Origin of the sequence: Chryseobacterium sp. YIM B08800 (genome assembly GCF_026163565.1) — a bacterium.
GTDB lineage: Bacteria > Bacteroidota > Bacteroidia > Flavobacteriales > Weeksellaceae > Chryseobacterium.
The window spans coordinates 107,197-125,141 of the sequence record NZ_JAPDKN010000007.1 but is presented as its reverse complement, the minus strand read 5'-3'; the positions used below and the strand labels follow the sequence as shown (position 1 = coordinate 125,141).

Genomic DNA, 17,945 nt, shown 5'->3' with positions numbered 1-17,945 from the left:
TACCAATTTTAGAATTGTACAAATAAAAATTAAAACATGGGTTCCTATTCACAAATGACCATTGCAAATTATCCGATATTTTCTTCTAAAAATAGTTTTTTTGATGAGATTATAAATCTCCTTTTTCTTCCAGAAGATTTTATCATTGAGCCGAGAAGGAGCTCTCTAAGAAATGAATTGATTTGGGGAGATACTTATTTAAATGATGATGATGATTTTACATTCAAAGGCTATAGACAAAAAGTCAAAGTTTGTAAAGAACGTCTTGAAATATTTGGAATGACAACTGAGAACGCAAAAAATGAATTTCCTAAGGCAAAGAAAATTGCTATGGAAGAAGGATTATACGATTTTCCATTATCAAAAATTACTTATAAAAAATACCTTCACGAGATCTCAGATATTATTAGAACAAATGATTGTAATTATGAACAACTATATACAAATTTCAGAGATGCTTTAATTGCTGGAGAATTGGGTATTTTGGGGCAGTCGTTGAAAAGCCACCTTTATTCCATCTTAAGCGTTGCTCCTGAAGATGCTATAGTTGAATATGATTTGTCAGATGTAATAAATAATGGCTGGGTTGGTGAAAGCGAAGCAAGAAAAATAGATTTTCAGAAAATTCTAGTATTAACCGAAGGCAGGACAGATGTGGAATTTATAGGAGCCTCTATCAAAAAACTACACCCCCATTTATTTTCTTATTTTCACTTTATAGATTTTGATGAGTATAAAGTCGAGAGCAATGCTTCAGCTTTAGTTAAATTAGTAACCTCATTTTCTGCCGTTAATATTACACATCCGATAATCGTTCTTTTCGATAATGACACAACTGGTCTTATGGAAATGAAAAAATTAATGCAAGTACAAATTCCTAGTAATATAAAAGTTTTGAAACTTCCAGATTTGAAATTAGCAAAAAGATATCCTACTTTAGGTCCAACAGGTGTCAGGAGAATGAATATTAACGGATTAGCTTGCGGTATTGAGATGTATTTAGGTTCTGATGTTTTAATTGAACAACAAGCTTATATACCTATTCATTGGAAAGCATTTAATGAGAAAGAAAATAAATATCAAGGAGAAATTTCAGATAAAAAATTGGTACAAGAAAAATTTCGTAAAAAGTTAAAATGCGAAGGATCTTCAAATTTCGAAGAGATGGAGCTTATTTTAAAATCAATATTTACAGCGTTTCAACTTCGAGGAAATGAAGAAATATAATGATGTAAGAAAGAAGTTTCACAACAGTGATTGTCCGGCGGCATCCTGAGTATAAATTCTAAGGTATACATGTTAGATTCTAAACTAGATGTTGAACGATTGCGCACTTACCTAAAAGCAAAGAGCAAATTAGAACTATCTAAGAATATTTGGAAAATTTATCTTCTCGTTAAATAGGATTTATATGAATTTCGGCTTAGGAACAGTGTTTTCTGGTAAAGTCTGAGCAGCATTTCCACAAATGTAATATATAATTGTAGCAATAAATATTAGAACAAGCACTACAATCCAAAGAGTAGTATACCATTTTTTCTTTTTCTTGATATATAATAAATCAGAATTATGTTCTTCATCATTATTAAGAATACGTGCGATATCTTCCTCTGTTAATAAATCGGTATATCTCTTTTTAAAATCTTCGTAACTTTTTTTAAATCTACTTTCTTGCTCATTCAGCTCATATCTTGAAATTATCATGTAAACCAGCGTTATTCCAATAAAAACCAAAGTTATCAAAGTACTGTACATGATAAAATCTGAATTATTTTTTGGTGTAGCAAGAATTCTCGTGACTATTAAAGAAGAGAAAAATGTAACTAACGAAAGTGCAGACTTTTGAAAACCATTTGCAAAGTTGTCTGTAAAACTTGCTACTCGCTTGCCATAATCTAATATCTGGTCAGACATTTTATTTCTGACTTCAATATATTGCTTTACATTCTGTTTTTCATAAATCTTGTAGCTGGATTTTAACGATTCAAATACATCGCCTTCAAGCTCTAAGGTAGAATTCTTTCTTAGATGTAAGGAGATTAAGTTTCTTGCTAATCCAATTTTATCTAATATACTGCCGCTACCATATATCCATAAATATATATTGTAAAAATCATCTAAATTTTTAATATTAATATTATCGGCGTCTACTGATTCACTTATTGACTTATAGCCATTTAATTTATAGTAAAAATTTTCTCTTGTTAAATCTGTGATATCAAAAATTGATGATATCACAAGAATTTTGCCTACCCTTTTAAATCGCTCCAATGTTGACAATTCCATTTCTCCATTACCGTTGAAAATGAAATCTTCTGGAAGAACCTTTAGTTTACCAAAAAATGATGAATGATTATTAGAAGTAATATTAGTAATTCTCTTTTCACGATAATCATAATCTTCTTCTTCTAGTTGATATTGCGCAGCAATAAAGAATTTACTACTATTTAATGTACCAACAAAATCATTTATTAATATATAAATCTTTGAAGTATGATTAAAAACACTACTGGAGAAAAAGTTTGCTAAACTTAAACTGTCAAATGATTTCATATAATTGAAAAAACAGTCTTTTGAATAAAAGTGGAATTGGTTATTGGTTGAAGTCTTATAAATATTGATTTTAACGTTGATTTTTTCTCCCTCTTCATGACTTGACAATAAATTATTTAGATCGTTGAAACTTGATGAAAAATTAATATCATCTTTGATTATAATAGGTTCACCTTGATCAATAGATAAATAGACAGAACAAATATCCGAGTTTTTGACTTCCGCAAGAATATTTTTGATGGTTTCTTCTGTAGGCAATCGGATTGTCGAATATGAATACTCTATTGTAAATTCATTGAAATCTTCTTCAAAAATTTCAATTTTGTTAGGAGTTCCAATACTATTAAAAAAATCATGATATCTCATACTTTTATAGATTAACCACTAAATTCATTGAAGCCCGTTGAGGTCTTGATAAATATACCTTTTTCTTGTCTATCATTACGAGCACTTTCTATGGTACCAGGATTTATTTCTCCTTTGAGAACCAAATCGATGCTTTCATGTAAAGTAATAGTTCTTTTTATTTTTGCAGTTATGGCATTTTTAACTAAGCTAAATTGTGGGTCAAAAGCAAATTTTGCAGGAAGTTCTCTAGCTTTATCTATATATTGAACCATATTTAAACCTTCTTTTTCCGGATCATATCCATTTAAACATCTTTCAATATAATCTTCCATCACAAATTCTTCATTTGAACGAAAATAATGAATTGTAGTATTTCTTAAGTTCCAAAAATCAATATTTGATTCTTTTCTTATAGCATTAAGAATTTTCGATTCAATTACAGTAAAAGCTTTTTTTGTATTTTCCTCATCTTCATATTTTTTTGCAAGTTCTAAGAAACTCTCACTCCAATATTTTGATATTGATGGATTAATATCATTAACATAAATATCTCCTATATTTTTGTCCTTGTCAAAAGTAATTTGAACAGATTTAAAAATCTTTTTCTTTAATGGAAATCCATCTTGTTGAGTAAAGGTTTTGCTTTCTATATAGGAAAGCGTTTCAGCTTTACAAATTATTATTTTTTCAATACCTCTATCAGTAATATGTGAAATGATAAGCAACCCTTCGTGCAATTGCTTACCTAATTTCAAAATTTTTTCCTGAGCTTCCACTTCAACTCTTAGTAATCTGTCGGCAATTGCATCTACTTCACTGAAATCTATATTACCATTCACAATTTGGCTGACAATATTAATAACCTCAGTATGCATACTATTACATATAAACTGCCTCCCCTCCCTAGTTGAAATTTCATGAACAATACCATGTATAAAATTCATATAATCCACCTCATTGTCATTTACTTCCAAACTTGTATGGTTGTTAGCATTTAAATCTAAGGTATATGAACCAATGTTATGAATCTGAAGGTCCCGTTGTGGAAAAGCTCCTTCCTGCTGTAAATCGTTGTTGTCTGCCATTTAATTAATAGAATACAATTCTACTGTATATAGTTAATAATTTTTTCTAATGTTGTCATTAATAACATTATTGCCAAATATATTAAAAATACATTATCGGTAGTTACGTGTTTCCGTAAATAAATGGAGTCAATAAATAAAATACTGCTATTAGAATTCAAACAATTTCCTCTCTACATCACTTAAGAAAATCAAATGATCTGGTTCAGACATAAACCAGGCAAAACTACCCCAGGCTAAATCAGGAATTGTCTTACGAAATGGTTGTACCTGCCTTTCTTTATAAGCTGTAACAAATGCTATATGTTTACGATCAAATCCCGCCTTATCACTTATCTCATATAAGGCAGATTTTCGTCTTTCAGAAATAGGGCCATCTGTTGCCACAACTTCAATAAAAATTAACAGAGGTTCAGTAGTTCCAAGATCAACTAAAATAACATCCGGCAGGTTTTTATCCACTTCAATATCAAGACCAATAGCTTTGGCTACTACATCATCAACAAAGGTAACTTTAGCATCACTTGTACTCAACCATAATACAGCAGGCTTTTTAAGAAATTTATGAGCAAACACTTCCACCACAGCCTTTGATATTATTGAACTAAGACCCGCACTGAGATTTCGTGCTTCCCCGTTCGGAAATGTTACCAAAACACGTTCAGAATTTTCATCAGCAGTTCTTGAGGCAAGAGTGATTCTTGCTCTGGCGGCTGCAGATAAGTTTTTCTCCTGCCAGTCTTTAATTGCTTCATCGAGTTCCTCGTCTAATAAGTCAGGATCAAACAATTTAGCAAAACATTTCTGTAAAGCATATCTTGGACGACTTGACGTAGTTGGAAGACCAGCTTTTGATGTAACAGCTCCCACCTGTATAAGTCCCTCCCGTAAAGTTTCATCTCTAATGGGTTCTCTAGTGTTATCTGCATACCACCTCTTACCTTCAGGTTGAAAACCTTTAGACATTGCTTTTTGTCCATAGTCCTTACGGCTTTCCTCATCAGCTAATGCTGATTGTTCGGTGGTCATTCTATAAACATGGACTGGTCCAATAAAAGTCTCTTCGCCCTCAACAGCGCCAATATAAAGCATGGTAAAAATGGTACTAGCAGCCATCTCTCTTATAATATAATTTCTATTGGTGGTACCTTCGGGGAATATTGTTGGTAGACGTTCGTGGATTAATTCTCTTGTTACGTAAGGAGGGAGTTTACTCATGGATTAGTTTTCGTATAAATTTTTGTACATTCCTTCTCAATAAGATCAAGACTTGCATTTTTGTTAATTAGTATTTGTAAACGTTTTAATTTTGATGGCTCGGGTAATGGTAATGATTCAAGTTCATATGCTGATACCGCAACACTCCCACTGATTGTCCGGAATGCATCATTTACCACTTTGCTATTTAAGAAAGTTGATAGGGTTTTAAGATTGACCAGAGGATCAGAAGATATTGGAATAATCATATTCAAGTGATTTTCAATAAGAACAGCTTCATATTCTTTAAATAATTCATCAGGAAGTACAGCTGTAATTAGTCGTTTTTCCTGTTCTTTCGAAGTGGTTCGCTGAAGCAGCACGCATGATTTCTTGGTCAACAAGAAGTTATTATCTTCTTTAAAACTAAACCATTTTTTATGATTCTTTTTCTCTGATTTCAACTGAAAATGACCATCTTTGGAAACAGCTTCCGCCCAAATTATAGGAAATGAGCTTCTACTCTTTTTATCTGACAATTGTTTCTTATGTCTATTCCAAACCAACTGACCAGTACTTACTTTATATCCATAAGTATTAAGAGTATCTTTCATATTTGACATTGCTGCTACAATTTTAGCATGCTTATTATCTCTTGGTAATATCCAAGGAGAGCTCGTGCCGATAGGTAATTGATATTTACCAGCCGAAGAAATCCTTAATTTTCCATTAGGTAAAGTCGCAATCTCATTAATCTCAACTCCAAGACTTTCAAAGTATAATTTATTTTTTCTTTTATAGACTGCCAGTAGTGTTTCTTGAAGTACATCTTCAAATACTCCTTTTCTTCCAGCAACAAAGTCAATTGTTAAAGGACTTGTTTCTTTTCGAATGAACATTCTCAAATTTTTAAAATATTCACCAGAAAGAAAACTGGTAGGTGTTAGATATCCCACAATTCCATCAGCTTTAACAAGCTTAATAGCCAAATGAGTAAACAATCCATAAAGATTCGCATGTCCAAATAGGCTTTCCCTGTATTCTTCTCTAATTTCTTTAGTTAATGACAATTTACCATAAGGAGGGTTCCCGATAATAACATCAAATTCCCTGTTATTCTTTTTATCAGCAAAATATGCAAGTGTATCACATATCGTTACTATAGATTTAATACGACGCCCAGCTAAGCTCATAACGTCCTTGACTGCGACTTGTAAAAATACTTCTGTTAGCCATGCAGAAAATGGATCAATTTCATACCCTTTCAGATTCTGTTCCAAATGTTGTAATTGTTCTTCAGGTGACAGAAAATGAATTGCTGAAATTATGCGAAGAGCTATCGGCGCTAAAAAAGCTCCACCCCCACATGCCGGATCAGCAACAGATGAAGATGCCCAATCTACTCCAGCTTTTTCAACAGAATTCAATAGTCTATCCGTAAGTGCTGGTGGAGTATAAAATACTCCGTTATCTGATCTCAACTTTTCCGGGAGAATGCTGGTATATAAGTTTCCTAGCTCATACGAAGCTTTAATAACATCTAATTCAGCTGCTGCTTGGCCAATTACACTGGCGACAGCCTCAATGCTATTGTCAAATTCAACAGAAACGATATTAATTTGACCAAGTTCTATAGGAAAGGATTTTATAATTGAATTCCAATAAGAATTGATAACACGCTGCATAAAGTATTGTACATTACCTAACCTAATATCATCTTCAAATTGTTTTGCCCAAGCTTTAGCCATAATTCTACCACTCGACAACGTTTTAAGCGGGTCGTTGCTTTTGCTATTTAAAATAGCTAGGATTTCTTTTGTTATTGCAGATTTCACTGCAATTCTTTTATGGCTTAATGTCGTGTTCATAATATATTTTCAAATATAATTAAACTGTAATTTTTATACAAGAAACTTTTTCATCACAATTCTCATTGACAAAGCTAAAACGTTAATACGACAAATCATGTCGTATTAAAATTGATTTATTGAAATATGAATGATGTACTGAGATCATCTTTTAATGATAGAAAAGCATCAAACTTTTTACCGTTTTTACTTTTCATGTTTTTGATTAAGGATGTTTTGTTTTGAGTTAATAGTAAAGTAAGATCTTTAATACTGAGTTGTACTCCGCATATGGTTCTGAAGAGAATCCAACCGCATTGTTCATCTGAACATTTTATGATTTTGTCTTTGATAATAAGATTGTGCTTTTGACATTTGGGGCATTTGAGTTCGGGGATATTTTCTTGGGAAATAATTAATGATAATAGTTCTTTGGTGATCTCTGTTGTATAGTCTTTGATATCGGTGAGGAATTGTTCTTTTTTGAGATCACCTTTTTCAATCTTGTCTAATGCTATCTCCCACTCTGCTGTCATTTGTACATTGGCTATTTTTTTGTCTTTGACAAGGTTGTAAACCTGTAGGCCTTTATCTGTAGGATGCAACGTTTTGCTTTTCCTGATGATATAGTTTCTGCTGAGCAGCGTTTCGATAATGGAAGCTCTGGTGGCTGGTGTTCCGATGCCGATATTGGAGAGTGCTTTCTGTTCTTCTTTGTTTTCAATAGATCTACCAGCATTTTCCATCGCTGATAAAAGGTCAGCTTCTGTGAAAAGTTTGGGAGGCTGGGTTGTTTTTTCAAGTAAGTCGGTTTTTGAAATCTTCAGTTCATCTCCGATTTTGAATTCCGGAAGTTCAGTAAGGACTTCATTTTTATTATTGGAATTTTCATTATCAGATAGAATTCCTTTGATGGCTCGCCAGCCTTTGTTGAGTATTTTGGATCCCTTGATCTGGAATTCATAATGATGAACTTTGATGGTGATGTGGCTGACTTGTTTGGTGCAGGCATGGGACAAGGATTCCAATAAGCGGTAAGCAATCATATCATAAATGGCTTTTTCCGTAGCGCTAAGTGCGGAAGGTGTTTTGGTTGTTATGAGTAATCCGTGATGGTCGGTAACTTTTAGATCATTCACAATCCGCCTGTTGAAGTTTCCGAATTTTAAAGTTGATATGGGTGCCTTGAAATGATCGGTTGCATTGAGGATTCTGACCAGTTCAGGAATTTCAGGCCATAAATCTTCAGGAATATACTTGCTCCCGGTTCTGGGATAGGTAATGAATTTCTTTTCATACAAGCTTTGGGCAATCTGTAAAACCTCATCGGCAGAAAGACCAAGCTTTCTGTTGGCTTCTTTCTGTAATTCTGTGAGATCGAAAAGTAACGGAGACTGTTCCTGCACTGTTGTAATGGATACATCTTCCACAACGGCTCTTCCCTCCCGCTCTATCGATTTTTGGATTTGTTCTGCCTGCTTTTTTTCTTCCCATTGTAATAGGGAAAGGCTGGTGAAGTCTGTATATTCTTTTCTATGACTCAGCTGGATTTGAAAGTACTTTTGCTTGGTGAAGTTTTGATGCTGAAGAAACCGTTGGCAGATTAAAGCAAGGGTCGGTGTCTGCACTCTGCCTAATGAATAAACATCTTGGTTTCCTGCGATGGTTAATGCCTGAGTAGCATTAATTCCCACCACCCAGTCTGCTTCACTTCTGGCTTTAGCAGCTTGATATAGACCGTCAAAGGTATCGCCTGACTGAAGTTTTTTAAAACCGTCCTGTATTGCCTTTTCGGTAAGAGAGCTTATCCAGAGTCTTTCAAAAGGTTTGTTACATTGTATGTAATGATAGATATAGCGGAAGATCAGCTCTCCTTCCCTTCCTGCATCTGTTGCTACAATGATACTGCTGCATTGACTGATGACTTGCTTTATGGTGTTGAGTTGTTTTAAAGCTGAAGGATCAGGCTCATAGCCTTTTGCTTTCTTTAGCTTTTTGGGAGCTAGAATAAAAGGGTTCGGAAAGATAGGCAAAGAGGCTTTGTTAAAGCCTCTTATACCATAATCCTCCGGCATTCCTAATGCGATCAGATGTCCTAATGCCCAGGTGACACAATAGCCGTTACCGGATAAATAACCATCTTTCTTTTCATGGGCTCCCAACAATTGTGCGATTTCTCTTGCGACACTCGGTTTTTCTGCGATGATTGCTTTCATATGATTGATTTAGATGATGATTATAGTTTTTGTCTTCTTGGTTTTCTAACCTTTTTTTGCTGATCTTCCTGCTGTTTATTAACAGGCTGCTGCTGTTTTGATTCTAAAGGCTCCTTCACATTTTTAGTAGCTTCATTGGTCTTACCCTGGGTGTTAACCGCAGTTTGGGTTTTATGATCTTCTGTAGGTTTTGCCTCATCTTTAAGTTTATTAGGATGAGTGAATGAAAAGTCGGTTTTGGAAGTTTCTTTGTTGAAGGTAATATAACCTTGATAGGCTTTACCCTTAGCATCGGTAAGGCCGTCAACGTACACGGTTTGCCCGGCTTTAAATTTTTCATACTGTGAATCGTCCAGTTCTTTTCCTCTGAATACTTTGGGTGCTTCCTGATCCGTAGGTTGAGTTTGCTGTTGGTTATGATTGTGCTGTTGACTTTGTTGTTGATTCTGATTATTGTTGAACAAAAATTCCACATACCGCTTATCCGCATTGAACTGTACAGTGGCATCGAAAAGTTCACCTTTTTTAGAGGTCATGCCTTCAAGATACAATGGACCTCCTTCCAGTAGGGTTTGTTTCTGATGTTCATCAAGCCTAATTCCTTTGATTTCATCAGGAATTTTCATGTATTCTGCCCGATAGGCAACCAATTCATTGGTTAAACGGTCACGGCTGATCACTGATGGAATGATTTCTTCTGTTTTAGGATTGACCAAATCTACTACCCTGCCCATATTCCCGGTTTCTCTAAGATTCTTTTTATCTTCATCACTGAACTGATGCCCTAAGAATTTATTATTGAGACTGGGCTCTTTTCGGATTCCATGCAGATGAACGGCAACCTGTCCTGTATCTCCTGTTTGAAGAGATAATCGAACATCCATTTTGCTCACTGCCGTTCCTAGATTAATGGTTATCGGAATTAATGTATTGGTTTTAAAACCTCTGAGTAATGAATCCATCGCATTCATTTTTTCAAGCTTCTCCTGATTAAGTCCGAACTTTTCCATCGTTTTCCAGTCGATCTGTTCAGGCTGAAAACGATATTCCTGATTGTCTGTGTTGTTGTCCATTGTATTTTGATTTTTTGGATTTTTGTTGTGTTGAGATAAAATTTCATAGTCTTTCAGCTTTTCTTTTTCTTCAGGAGATGCCTGATCGACATATTTTTGGAGATCCTGCGCGGTATTAACTGCATCGTATTCCGAAACTTTGAAAAAGTTGAAATGCGTGGGATTTTTAAGCTGCCGGTAAAAATTGGAAAAGAAGTTGGAAAAAATATCTCCATGTTTATCAACTCTGATCAGCGGCTCATTATCCTTTTTTTCTTGTGGAGGAACCTTTTGCAGATTCCCATCTTTATCAATTCCTTTGACCATCTCAACCTGGTTGGTATGGATGTTCAAGACAAGGAGTGTATCTGTTGCCGATTTGAGTTCATTGGGTTCCTGAGGGGTTATCAATTCATTTTCCATTGTATTTCATTTAATGGAACCAAGGTATAGGTCAATTAAAAAAATCCTGAAGATTGGAATAGTGGTGAATGATTTGGCTGTGGATGTCTTGTTACGATCAAGAGTTTAAACATTCTCTGATCAATTGATGGACATCCGAAAGTTTATAGTATAACTTTCCGCTGATCGTATAGTAAGGCAGCTTTTTATCAGTCCTATACCTCTGTAATGATCGGGAACTTATCTTTAAAAGCTGTAAAACATCCTGGTTATCCAGAAGCTGCTCTCCGTCTACTTCTATAAATCTGGATTGGTTCTTAATCATTTGCTCTTTCAGTAGATCAAATCTTTCCATGATTTTCTCCATCCAGGCTATAAATTCTGTTCTTTCAATATTCATAAGTGTGATTTTTATGATTGCTGATGATGTAAAATTGAACAAGAGAAATCATATAAAATCACTACTTTTTCGTAGTAACGAAAAGATTCTTACTTATTTTTTTTAATAGCTTTTAAGAATGGTCGATATCTTAATCCATAAGATAATAATGGAAGCGATAAAATTGTTTTAATTCAAAAATTCAATTCTAAGTATCTGTATCAGATATTTTTTATTTTGAAACAAAAGCCATAATTTTATTAATGATTTAAATACATCAGCTCACATAGGAAATCTATCTGTTTTAATGTATTGAAGTAATTTTATTGTTCTCTTATTAATATCCATCATTAATGGCCAATAATCGCAAATCAATTTACAGTGCACTTGCCGCTAACCTACTGATCGCTCTTACAAAGTTTATTGCAGGGGCATTTACCAATAGTTCTTCCATGATATCCGAAGGAATTCATTCAACAGTAGATACCGCGAATCAGCTGCTGCTTTTATACGGAATCAAAAGGAGCAGGAAGCCTGCAGATGAGTCTCATCCATTTGGATACGGCAAGGAGCTCTATTTCTGGTCCTTCGTGGTTTCAATTCTTATATTTGGTTTAGGGGGTGCTTTATCCATCTATCAGGGAATTTTACACATTATGGAACCAGAGGTGATGAAAGATCCATTCTGGAATTATATTGTATTGATACTTTCCCTTATTTTCGAGGGTACCTCTTTGTTTATCGCTGTAAAAGAATTTAACAAAACCCGTAACGGGTTGAGATGGTGGGATGCGATCATCAAAAGCAAAGATCCGGGAAGCTTTCTTGTGGTTTTTGAAGATGGTGCCGCAGTGGCCGGTCTGCTTGTTGTTATGATATTAATGGGGATCAGCCACTGGTTACAAATTCCTGAATTGGATGGATTGGCATCGGTAATCGTAGGATTAATACTGGTTTTTGTCTCGCTTATTCTGGCCAGGGAAAGCAGGAGCCTTCTGATGGGTGAAGGCATAGCACCTGAAACAAGAGAAAAGATTGCTAAACTGGCTGAAAAAGATACTGCTGTCGTCAGAACAAAAAGTATACTCTCTACATACCAGTCACCTGAAGAAGTAGTACTGATGCTGATCATCGATTTCGAAGATCATTTGGATACAGAAGAGATCACAGAGGCCATACATCGTATTCGCGACCATATTAAAAATGAATTCCCATTCGTAAGGTTCGTAATTATTCAACCGGAATAACTTATTATATTTTATGATCTTAGGAATTTTCAATTTTTACGGAATTCCGTAAAAATCTGAATGCTGACATTTCTACATTTGTCAGAAATATATACTGTTCCATGAAAAATCTTATTCTATTTTCAATCTTTCTTTTGATCTTCTCCTGCAATTCACCTCAGCCAAGAAACACCCTTACATTTACCAGACAGAACTATATAGGAGAATGGCCTTTTTCCGTTAATGAATTAGAGGTCTACTGTTCAGGTTACAAAGAGATCTATGGCAGGGCAAATAATGGTAAGGTCTATGCGCTAAATGGTTCTGCAAAAGGCGCTTCACATAATGATCCGTCTATCAGTAAGATTGAAGAGATCTGGTTGGATGACCCCAATTGGAAAGGGTTAAAAATTTCTTACGGAGATTTTATAACGCAGGGACTTACACTCTGTGGGAATAAATAATAATGACAATCCGTCATTATCTATGTATTCATTAAGAAGTTACCCGATCATTCGGCTTAGGTAAAAAGCGCATATTCCTATTTCTTTTAAAGAATTTTTGCAAGCATAAAACCAATGACCAGTGCCAATAAAAATGCGATGATAATTTTAACGTAATCATTTTTACTGCTATGAACTTCTTGATTTAATCTGGCATTTTCCTGTCTCAAAGTTTCCACTGTGGTATTTAAAGACGCCGTTCTTTCATTGATTGAAGATTGAACATTTTTTTCGTATAAAACTGCCATCTCTTTTTTGTAGTTTTCCATTTCTTGCTGTCGCTGTTTCTGTTGCTCCTGGAAATTCTTTTGCATACCCTCCAGCTGTTCAGTAGAAGATACCTGAAGCTTTTGAAATTCTTCATTTCTGACCTTTAGCTGATCCGCAAAAGTTTTGTTATGGTTTTCTATCTGTTCTTTATAGGTTTTTTGAGCCTCTGTAAATTCCTCATTTTTCTTTTTCAATTGTTTTTCCAGGGTTTCCACCTGCTCCGAAAACTGCTTTGTCACATCTTTTTTGACCTCATCGATCAATAATGCCCTAGAATTGGATCTTTCATGTGATAACTTTTCGGTGATGGAATGAAGTCCAGCACCATAATCGTGGGGAAGGTGAAATCTTTTATCGGCAAGTTTATCGAGTAATGTTTCATCGACGGTATGGCCGATTGCTGTTACGGTTATAGGAGCCATCGTAATGAAGACCTCTGAGAGGCTGATGTCATTGAAAGTTTCCATACTTTGGCGATCACCACCTCCCCTTACCAAGGCAACAATATCGTAATCCAATGCTGAAATTTCTTTTAGTTTTGAGATAATGGCCGTTGAGGAAGTGATATTGCAGCTATCATCTGAAATATCGAAGTACTTTACTGAAACATCCAGCCCTTCGTAAAAATCCTTTTGGACAATGGCATTGTTACCATAAATATTGATAATTCTGATTTTTTCATCTTTTAGCATTTTATTTCTGACCATTGTCTCCAGGTTCTTTGATCCCTGCTCCAACTTTTTTTGTATCAGACCGTATCGTTCCAGTTCATCTTCCGATATCGATTTTTCCTCCTGCTGGACGATCTCATCGACCACAAAACGGAGCTCAATAGATGAATTCTTGATACTTTTCTCAATAAATCCTCTCAAAGTATAGATTTCATTGTTTATGATCTTACTTCTAAGCAGCGAAGAGATACGGATTCCAATAGATACATTATCCCCTTCCGAGAAAAGCTGGTCATAATAATAATTACCATAAGCCTTACCTGCACCATAGGAATATCTTCCTTTAAGATAAATGAGGTTTACCATCGCATTAATTTTCAGCGCATTGCTGAAAATCCCTATTACCGACGCCGGAGAATAAACCGGATAACTCACTTCATTGCCTTCCATGGATAATCATATTTTAAATCAAAATTCACACAAAGATAATGCTATTGAATAACTGGAAGTGTATTGGACCATAAAGGATTTCATTAAATAACAGACAATAACAAGTCAAGGGCATCATGTTTGTTTCTTCCTTTAAATGATCAGCGACAAACCAACATACCTCAATTTTGATAAGGACAACTATGCCTGGAAGCCCGATATAGACTACCGTCTGTATCCTGAGAAATATAAAGTTGGTAAAGGTGAACAGGGCGTTTTGATCTGTGAACCTTATAAGTCAGAAATAGGAAAACACTGGCGTTTCAAAAATACAGAAATTGCCAAAGTAAGCTCAGAAATGATCTTTTCTATATTTTTGGATTACCTGGAACAGGATGACTTTGTCGGAGCAGATATGGCAAGAAAATATCTTCAAATGGGCTTTACAAGGGCAAGGCGGTACTTTAATTTTAAAGGAGGCAAAAAATACAATGCTGAAAAGGGATATCAGCAGTTGGAAAAAGGAACGGGCGATCCAGAGAAAGCTAAAGCTGCGGATATTTTTTATAAAAAATGGAAAGAAGCAGAGAAAAACCAAAAATACACCCAATTAAAAAAAATATGGAAAGAGAAGTATGGATAAATTGTTTTGACAACTTTATTATATCCTCTTTTTTGAAACAGCAGGACTTTAACTGGGTTATAACTATTGTAATAATTTATAGATGCTATTTTTCATACGCTGCGTTATTCTGAAATACATTTAAACCTTCTATCTTCTCATTGGTAACATTATAAACAATTTCAACCGAAAAGGATGATAATTTATACAGTATAAACTTTAGTTTATTCTTATGAGTCTCACTGATTACAACTCCTTCAGCACTAACAAGTTTATATTGAGATTCCTTTGATAGATTTTTAAAATCGTAATATGTGATGGACATAGGGTTGGTTTTTAATTTTATATCTGTCGGAGAACATGAATTTTCTTTTTGCAAACAAGACGTTAAGTTGGAAGTTAATACATTTAAATATTATTGACCTAACATTCGGATGAATCGAAATGTGAGATTAATTCTTTCTTTCATTGGAACAGTAGACTTAGCGATCCGATGCTCCCAACTTTCCTGAAGATCACCTTTCATAATCAGTAATGAGCCATTAGGAAGTGGCAGACTGTATTTACTTTGATGATGGTCTTTTTTTCTGAAATCAAAGTTTCTGGTTTGTCCAAGACTTATTGATGCGATGACAGGTCGTTTCCCATAACGGCTTTCCTTATCCCGATGCCAGGCAACGGAGTCATTATGATCACGGTACAGATTTAACAGAACCCCATTGAATTGGCAGCCAAATTCCTTTTCAATTCTTTGTTTTAATGAAAACAATTCAGGAGTCCATGGATGGGTTGGCTTTTTATCTGCTTCAGAATCATTATATTTTGAATCCCCATACCAAGCGGTCAATCTTGGAGTAAGCACCATCTTATCATACATTTTTTGAGTACGCTGTTCCCAGGGAGCCGTTTCCAACAATTTGTTTTTAAGCAGATCGGCTTCTTCCCTACTGAGAAAACTCTCTCTGTATTCCAAAAGGTCTTTTGGAAACTCATACAACTCTTCTGCATCAAATAAACTAAGCTGACTCATTGTAATTTTTCTATAAATCATTTAACTTTGTCTTATTCCGTTTTTACGGAATAATTTTTTTTCATCATTTGTGTTTTTACTTCCCTTCGGGGAAGTTTTTTGATTATGCCATGTACTCAAAATAAATTCAATTCTTATCTCCCATTTTTTCTTTGATCTGTCTGATATCAGTTTTAATTTCTGTGATAAAATTTTGAATATGATGTTCTGCAAATTCATTAGGCTCATATTCTTTGGTATTAATACTACAGGCAAATTCCCAGATCTCTTTAATTTCAGGCAATGGAATTTTATATGGCTCATAAAATTGATTGTCAGCCTTCACCCATATACCATCTGCTTCATGAAACTGAAACCTTTTGTAACTGATACCATCATTGGTGGTAATGAAAACATACGTTCTGTCCGTTTTCAAATCCGAAAGATTTTCTACATATTTTCCTACGATATAGGTTCCGTTCTTATAGGGGGGCATTGAATCTCCGTCAGCTGGAAATGCCCTGAACTTACCACCTTTTAAAAAAGGTAATGATATGGTCTCCAGACTTTCTATATATTCCGGATCTCCATAGCCATTCAAGTAGCCCATAGAAGCTTTTTGGGGGATAATCTCAATCTGATTGTTTCCATCCTGATCAACCTTTATAGGAAGAACAATCCTATTCTCAGGAAGCTCCATGAGTTCCTCGATAGAAAATTTTCTGACATCTACAGTCAACAATAAGTCGATGCTTATGTTATAGAATTTTGAAATTCTAAGCAATATTTCAATAGGAGGTTCTGTTCTGCCATATTCATAGGCGACATATCTGGATCGGGTAAGAATTAATAGATCTGCCAGCTCTTGCTGAGTCATATTTTTCTTTCCTCTCAAAAACACGATGTTATCAGAGAATTTTGACATTGTTACAATTTTAGACAACAAAAATACAAAATTTGTTTCAAAACGTAACTAATTTTGTCACATGGAAAGAGCAATTGTACATATGGATTTGGATACGTTCTTTGTTTCCTGTGAAAGGCTGAAAAACTCCGAATTGGAGAAAAAGCCTGTGATCATCGGAGGTGGAGACCGTGGTGTAGTGGCGTCCTGCTCTTATGAAACCCGTTTTTTCGGAGTCAGAAGCGCCATGCCGATTAAAATGGCTTTACGGTTGTGCCCCGAAGCTAAAGTCATTAAGGGAGATATGGAAATGTATTCCAATATGTCTCATATGGTAACGGAAATTATCCAGGAAAAAGTTCCTGTTGTGGAAAAGGTAAGTATCGATGAATTTTATTTGGATTTATCCGGAATGGATCAGTTTTTCGGATGCTATAAGTGGACATATGAAATCGCAGAAAGCGTACAGAAAAATACAGGATTACCTATAAGTTTTGCGTTGTCTGCCAATAAAACCGTATCCAAAATCGGAACCGGGGAATCAAAACCAACCGGAAGGTTTGAAGTCAAACAGCATGACATTCAATCATTCTTGAACCCACTTTCGGTTAAGAAGATCCCTATGGTTGGCGATGTTACCTTTCAGCTGCTGTCAAGATTGGGGATCAGAACGATACAAACGCTTTCAGAAATGCCTGTTGACGTTCTTCAGCAGCTGATTGGTAAAAATGGAAATGAACTCTGGAAAAAAGCACACGGAATTGACGAAAATCCTGTGATCCCTTATTCGGAAAGAAAATCTATTTCTACAGAAGATACTTTTGCCCAGGATAGCATCGATATTCAAGGTATTCAAAGTATACTCTCAGGAATGGTTGAAAAGCTCTGTTATCAGCTCCGGGCAGAGAAATGGCTGGTATCAGTCGTGGTGGTAAAACTCCGCTATGCCAATTTTGATACGGAAACCAAACAATGTAGGATACCCTATACTTCAGCTGATCACACCCTGCTCAGGTATGTTTTGGAACTCTTTAAAAAAGTATATACCAGACGTATGAGAATAAGATTGGTCGGCGTAAAGTTTACCGGACTGGTTCACGGATGTCATCAAATGGATCTTTTTGAAGATACGGAAGAACTGATCTCCTTGTACCAAACGATGGATAAAATCAAGAACAGGTTTGGAACTTCAAGTGTAGGAAGAGCCTCAGGTTTATTAAAATAAGTACAAC

At 35.1% G+C, this 17,945-nt stretch carries 16 protein-coding genes; 5 read left to right on the top strand and 11 right to left on the bottom strand.

Going from position 1 to position 17,945, the window contains the following annotated elements; all coding sequences use genetic code 11:
- Positions 1–36 precede the first annotated feature (36 nt).
- On the top strand, positions 37–1,227 hold the full coding sequence (locus OEW74_RS04075) for a HEPN/Toprim-associated domain-containing protein (protein WP_265427284.1): 1,191 nt from the start codon (positions 37–39) through the stop codon (positions 1,225–1,227).
- Between the two features lie 180 nt (positions 1,228–1,407).
- Here the strand turns inward: OEW74_RS04075 and OEW74_RS04070 are convergent, their stop codons facing one another.
- From OEW74_RS04070 to OEW74_RS04040, 7 genes are all read right to left on the bottom strand, one after another.
- Positions 1,408–2,919 carry a hypothetical protein gene (locus OEW74_RS04070; protein ID WP_265427283.1) on the bottom strand — a complete coding sequence of 504 codons (1,512 nt, stop codon included), beginning with the start codon at positions 2,917–2,919 and terminating at the stop codon, positions 1,408–1,410.
- Positions 2,920–2,930: 11 nt separating this feature from the next.
- Complete coding sequence (locus OEW74_RS04065) at positions 2,931–3,986, bottom strand: hypothetical protein (protein WP_265427282.1); 1,056 nt, start codon at positions 3,984–3,986, stop codon at positions 2,931–2,933.
- Between the two features lie 150 nt (positions 3,987–4,136).
- Positions 4,137–5,204 (bottom strand): BsuBI/PstI family type II restriction endonuclease, encoded by a 1,068-nt coding sequence (locus tag OEW74_RS04060; RefSeq protein WP_265427281.1) that lies wholly within the window; start codon positions 5,202–5,204, stop codon positions 4,137–4,139.
- The gene (locus OEW74_RS04055) at positions 5,201–7,051 is read right to left on the bottom strand and encodes an HsdM family class I SAM-dependent methyltransferase (RefSeq protein ID WP_265427280.1); all 1,851 of its coding nucleotides are present in this window, start codon (positions 7,049–7,051) and stop codon (positions 5,201–5,203) included. The genes OEW74_RS04060 and OEW74_RS04055 overlap by 4 nt, the downstream gene beginning before the upstream one ends.
- Positions 7,052–7,167: 116 nt before the next feature.
- Positions 7,168–9,246, bottom strand: a complete 2,079-nt coding sequence (locus OEW74_RS04050) for a type IA DNA topoisomerase (protein ID WP_265427279.1) — start codon at positions 9,244–9,246, stop codon at positions 7,168–7,170.
- Positions 9,247–9,266: 20 nt separating this feature from the next.
- A complete protein-coding gene (locus OEW74_RS04045) occupies positions 9,267–10,721 on the bottom strand; it encodes a DUF3945 domain-containing protein (RefSeq protein ID WP_265427278.1) in 1,455 nt (484 codons plus the stop codon).
- Between the two features lie 97 nt (positions 10,722–10,818).
- Positions 10,819–11,100: a helix-turn-helix domain-containing protein gene (locus OEW74_RS04040; RefSeq protein WP_142716689.1), complete on the bottom strand. Its 282-nt coding sequence runs from the start codon at positions 11,098–11,100 to the stop codon at positions 10,819–10,821.
- 332 nt (positions 11,101–11,432) lie between these two features.
- Between OEW74_RS04040 and OEW74_RS04035 the strand changes: the two genes are divergently transcribed.
- Together OEW74_RS04035 and OEW74_RS04030 are read left to right on the top strand one after the other, a co-directional pair.
- Complete coding sequence (locus OEW74_RS04035) at positions 11,433–12,326, top strand: cation diffusion facilitator family transporter (protein ID WP_265427277.1); 894 nt, start codon at positions 11,433–11,435, stop codon at positions 12,324–12,326.
- 134 nt (positions 12,327–12,460) lie between these two features.
- Complete coding sequence (locus OEW74_RS04030) at positions 12,461–12,769, top strand: DUF2511 domain-containing protein (RefSeq protein WP_265427276.1); 309 nt, start codon at positions 12,461–12,463, stop codon at positions 12,767–12,769.
- 86 nt (positions 12,770–12,855) lie between these two features.
- Here OEW74_RS04030 and OEW74_RS04025 read toward each other — a convergent pair whose 3' ends face one another.
- A complete protein-coding gene (locus OEW74_RS04025) occupies positions 12,856–14,199 on the bottom strand; it encodes an exodeoxyribonuclease VII large subunit (RefSeq protein WP_265427275.1) in 1,344 nt (447 codons plus the stop codon).
- 136 nt (positions 14,200–14,335) lie between these two features.
- On the opposite strand from OEW74_RS04025, the gene OEW74_RS04020 reads away from it, so the two are divergent.
- Positions 14,336–14,821 (top strand): DUF4385 domain-containing protein, encoded by a 486-nt coding sequence (locus tag OEW74_RS04020; RefSeq protein WP_265427274.1) that lies wholly within the window; start codon positions 14,336–14,338, stop codon positions 14,819–14,821.
- A gap of 85 nt (positions 14,822–14,906) precedes the next feature.
- Here the strand turns inward: OEW74_RS04020 and OEW74_RS04015 are convergent, their stop codons facing one another.
- The 3 genes from OEW74_RS04015 to OEW74_RS04005 form a co-directional block, all read right to left on the bottom strand.
- A complete protein-coding gene (locus OEW74_RS04015; RefSeq protein ID WP_265427273.1) occupies positions 14,907–15,125 on the bottom strand; it encodes a hypothetical protein in 219 nt (72 codons plus the stop codon).
- A 90-nt stretch (positions 15,126–15,215) separates the two neighbouring features.
- Positions 15,216–15,830 carry an alpha-ketoglutarate-dependent dioxygenase AlkB family protein gene (locus tag OEW74_RS04010; RefSeq protein ID WP_265427272.1) on the bottom strand — a complete coding sequence of 205 codons (615 nt, stop codon included), beginning with the start codon at positions 15,828–15,830 and terminating at the stop codon, positions 15,216–15,218.
- A gap of 127 nt (positions 15,831–15,957) precedes the next feature.
- A complete protein-coding gene (locus OEW74_RS04005; RefSeq protein WP_265427271.1) occupies positions 15,958–16,734 on the bottom strand; it encodes an XRE family transcriptional regulator in 777 nt (258 codons plus the stop codon).
- 61 nt (positions 16,735–16,795) lie between these two features.
- Between OEW74_RS04005 and dinB the strand changes: the two genes are divergently transcribed.
- Positions 16,796–17,938, top strand: coding sequence for a DNA polymerase IV (dinB, locus tag OEW74_RS04000; RefSeq protein ID WP_265427270.1), 1,143 nt, complete (start codon positions 16,796–16,798; stop codon positions 17,936–17,938).
- The last annotated feature ends 7 nt before the right edge of the window (positions 17,939–17,945 follow it).

Coding starts and splice junctions, on each gene's coding strand:
- OEW74_RS04035 (WP_265427277.1), top strand. CDS start 11,433: ATGGCCAATAATCGCAAATCAATTTACAGTGCACTTGCCGCTAACCTA.
- OEW74_RS04020 (WP_265427274.1), top strand. CDS start 14,336: ATGATCAGCGACAAACCAACATACCTCAATTTTGATAAGGACAACTAT.
- OEW74_RS04065 (WP_265427282.1), bottom strand. CDS start 3,986: ATGGCAGACAACAACGATTTACAGCAGGAAGGAGCTTTTCCACAACGG.
- OEW74_RS04005 (WP_265427271.1), bottom strand. CDS start 16,734: ATGTCAAAATTCTCTGATAACATCGTGTTTTTGAGAGGAAAGAAAAAT.
- OEW74_RS04025 (WP_265427275.1), bottom strand. CDS start 14,199: ATGGAAGGCAATGAAGTGAGTTATCCGGTTTATTCTCCGGCGTCGGTA.
- OEW74_RS04040 (WP_142716689.1), bottom strand. CDS start 11,100: ATGAATATTGAAAGAACAGAATTTATAGCCTGGATGGAGAAAATCATG.
- dinB (WP_265427270.1), top strand. CDS start 16,796: ATGGAAAGAGCAATTGTACATATGGATTTGGATACGTTCTTTGTTTCC.
- OEW74_RS04010 (WP_265427272.1), bottom strand. CDS start 15,830: ATGAGTCAGCTTAGTTTATTTGATGCAGAAGAGTTGTATGAGTTTCCA.
- OEW74_RS04050 (WP_265427279.1), bottom strand. CDS start 9,246: ATGAAAGCAATCATCGCAGAAAAACCGAGTGTCGCAAGAGAAATCGCA.
- OEW74_RS04055 (WP_265427280.1), bottom strand. CDS start 7,051: ATGAACACGACATTAAGCCATAAAAGAATTGCAGTGAAATCTGCAATA.
- OEW74_RS04070 (WP_265427283.1), bottom strand. CDS start 2,919: ATGAGATATCATGATTTTTTTAATAGTATTGGAACTCCTAACAAAATT.
- OEW74_RS04060 (WP_265427281.1), bottom strand. CDS start 5,204: ATGAGTAAACTCCCTCCTTACGTAACAAGAGAATTAATCCACGAACGT.
- OEW74_RS04075 (WP_265427284.1), top strand. CDS start 37: ATGGGTTCCTATTCACAAATGACCATTGCAAATTATCCGATATTTTCT.
- OEW74_RS04015 (WP_265427273.1), bottom strand. CDS start 15,125: ATGTCCATCACATATTACGATTTTAAAAATCTATCAAAGGAATCTCAA.
- OEW74_RS04045 (WP_265427278.1), bottom strand. CDS start 10,721: ATGGAAAATGAATTGATAACCCCTCAGGAACCCAATGAACTCAAATCG.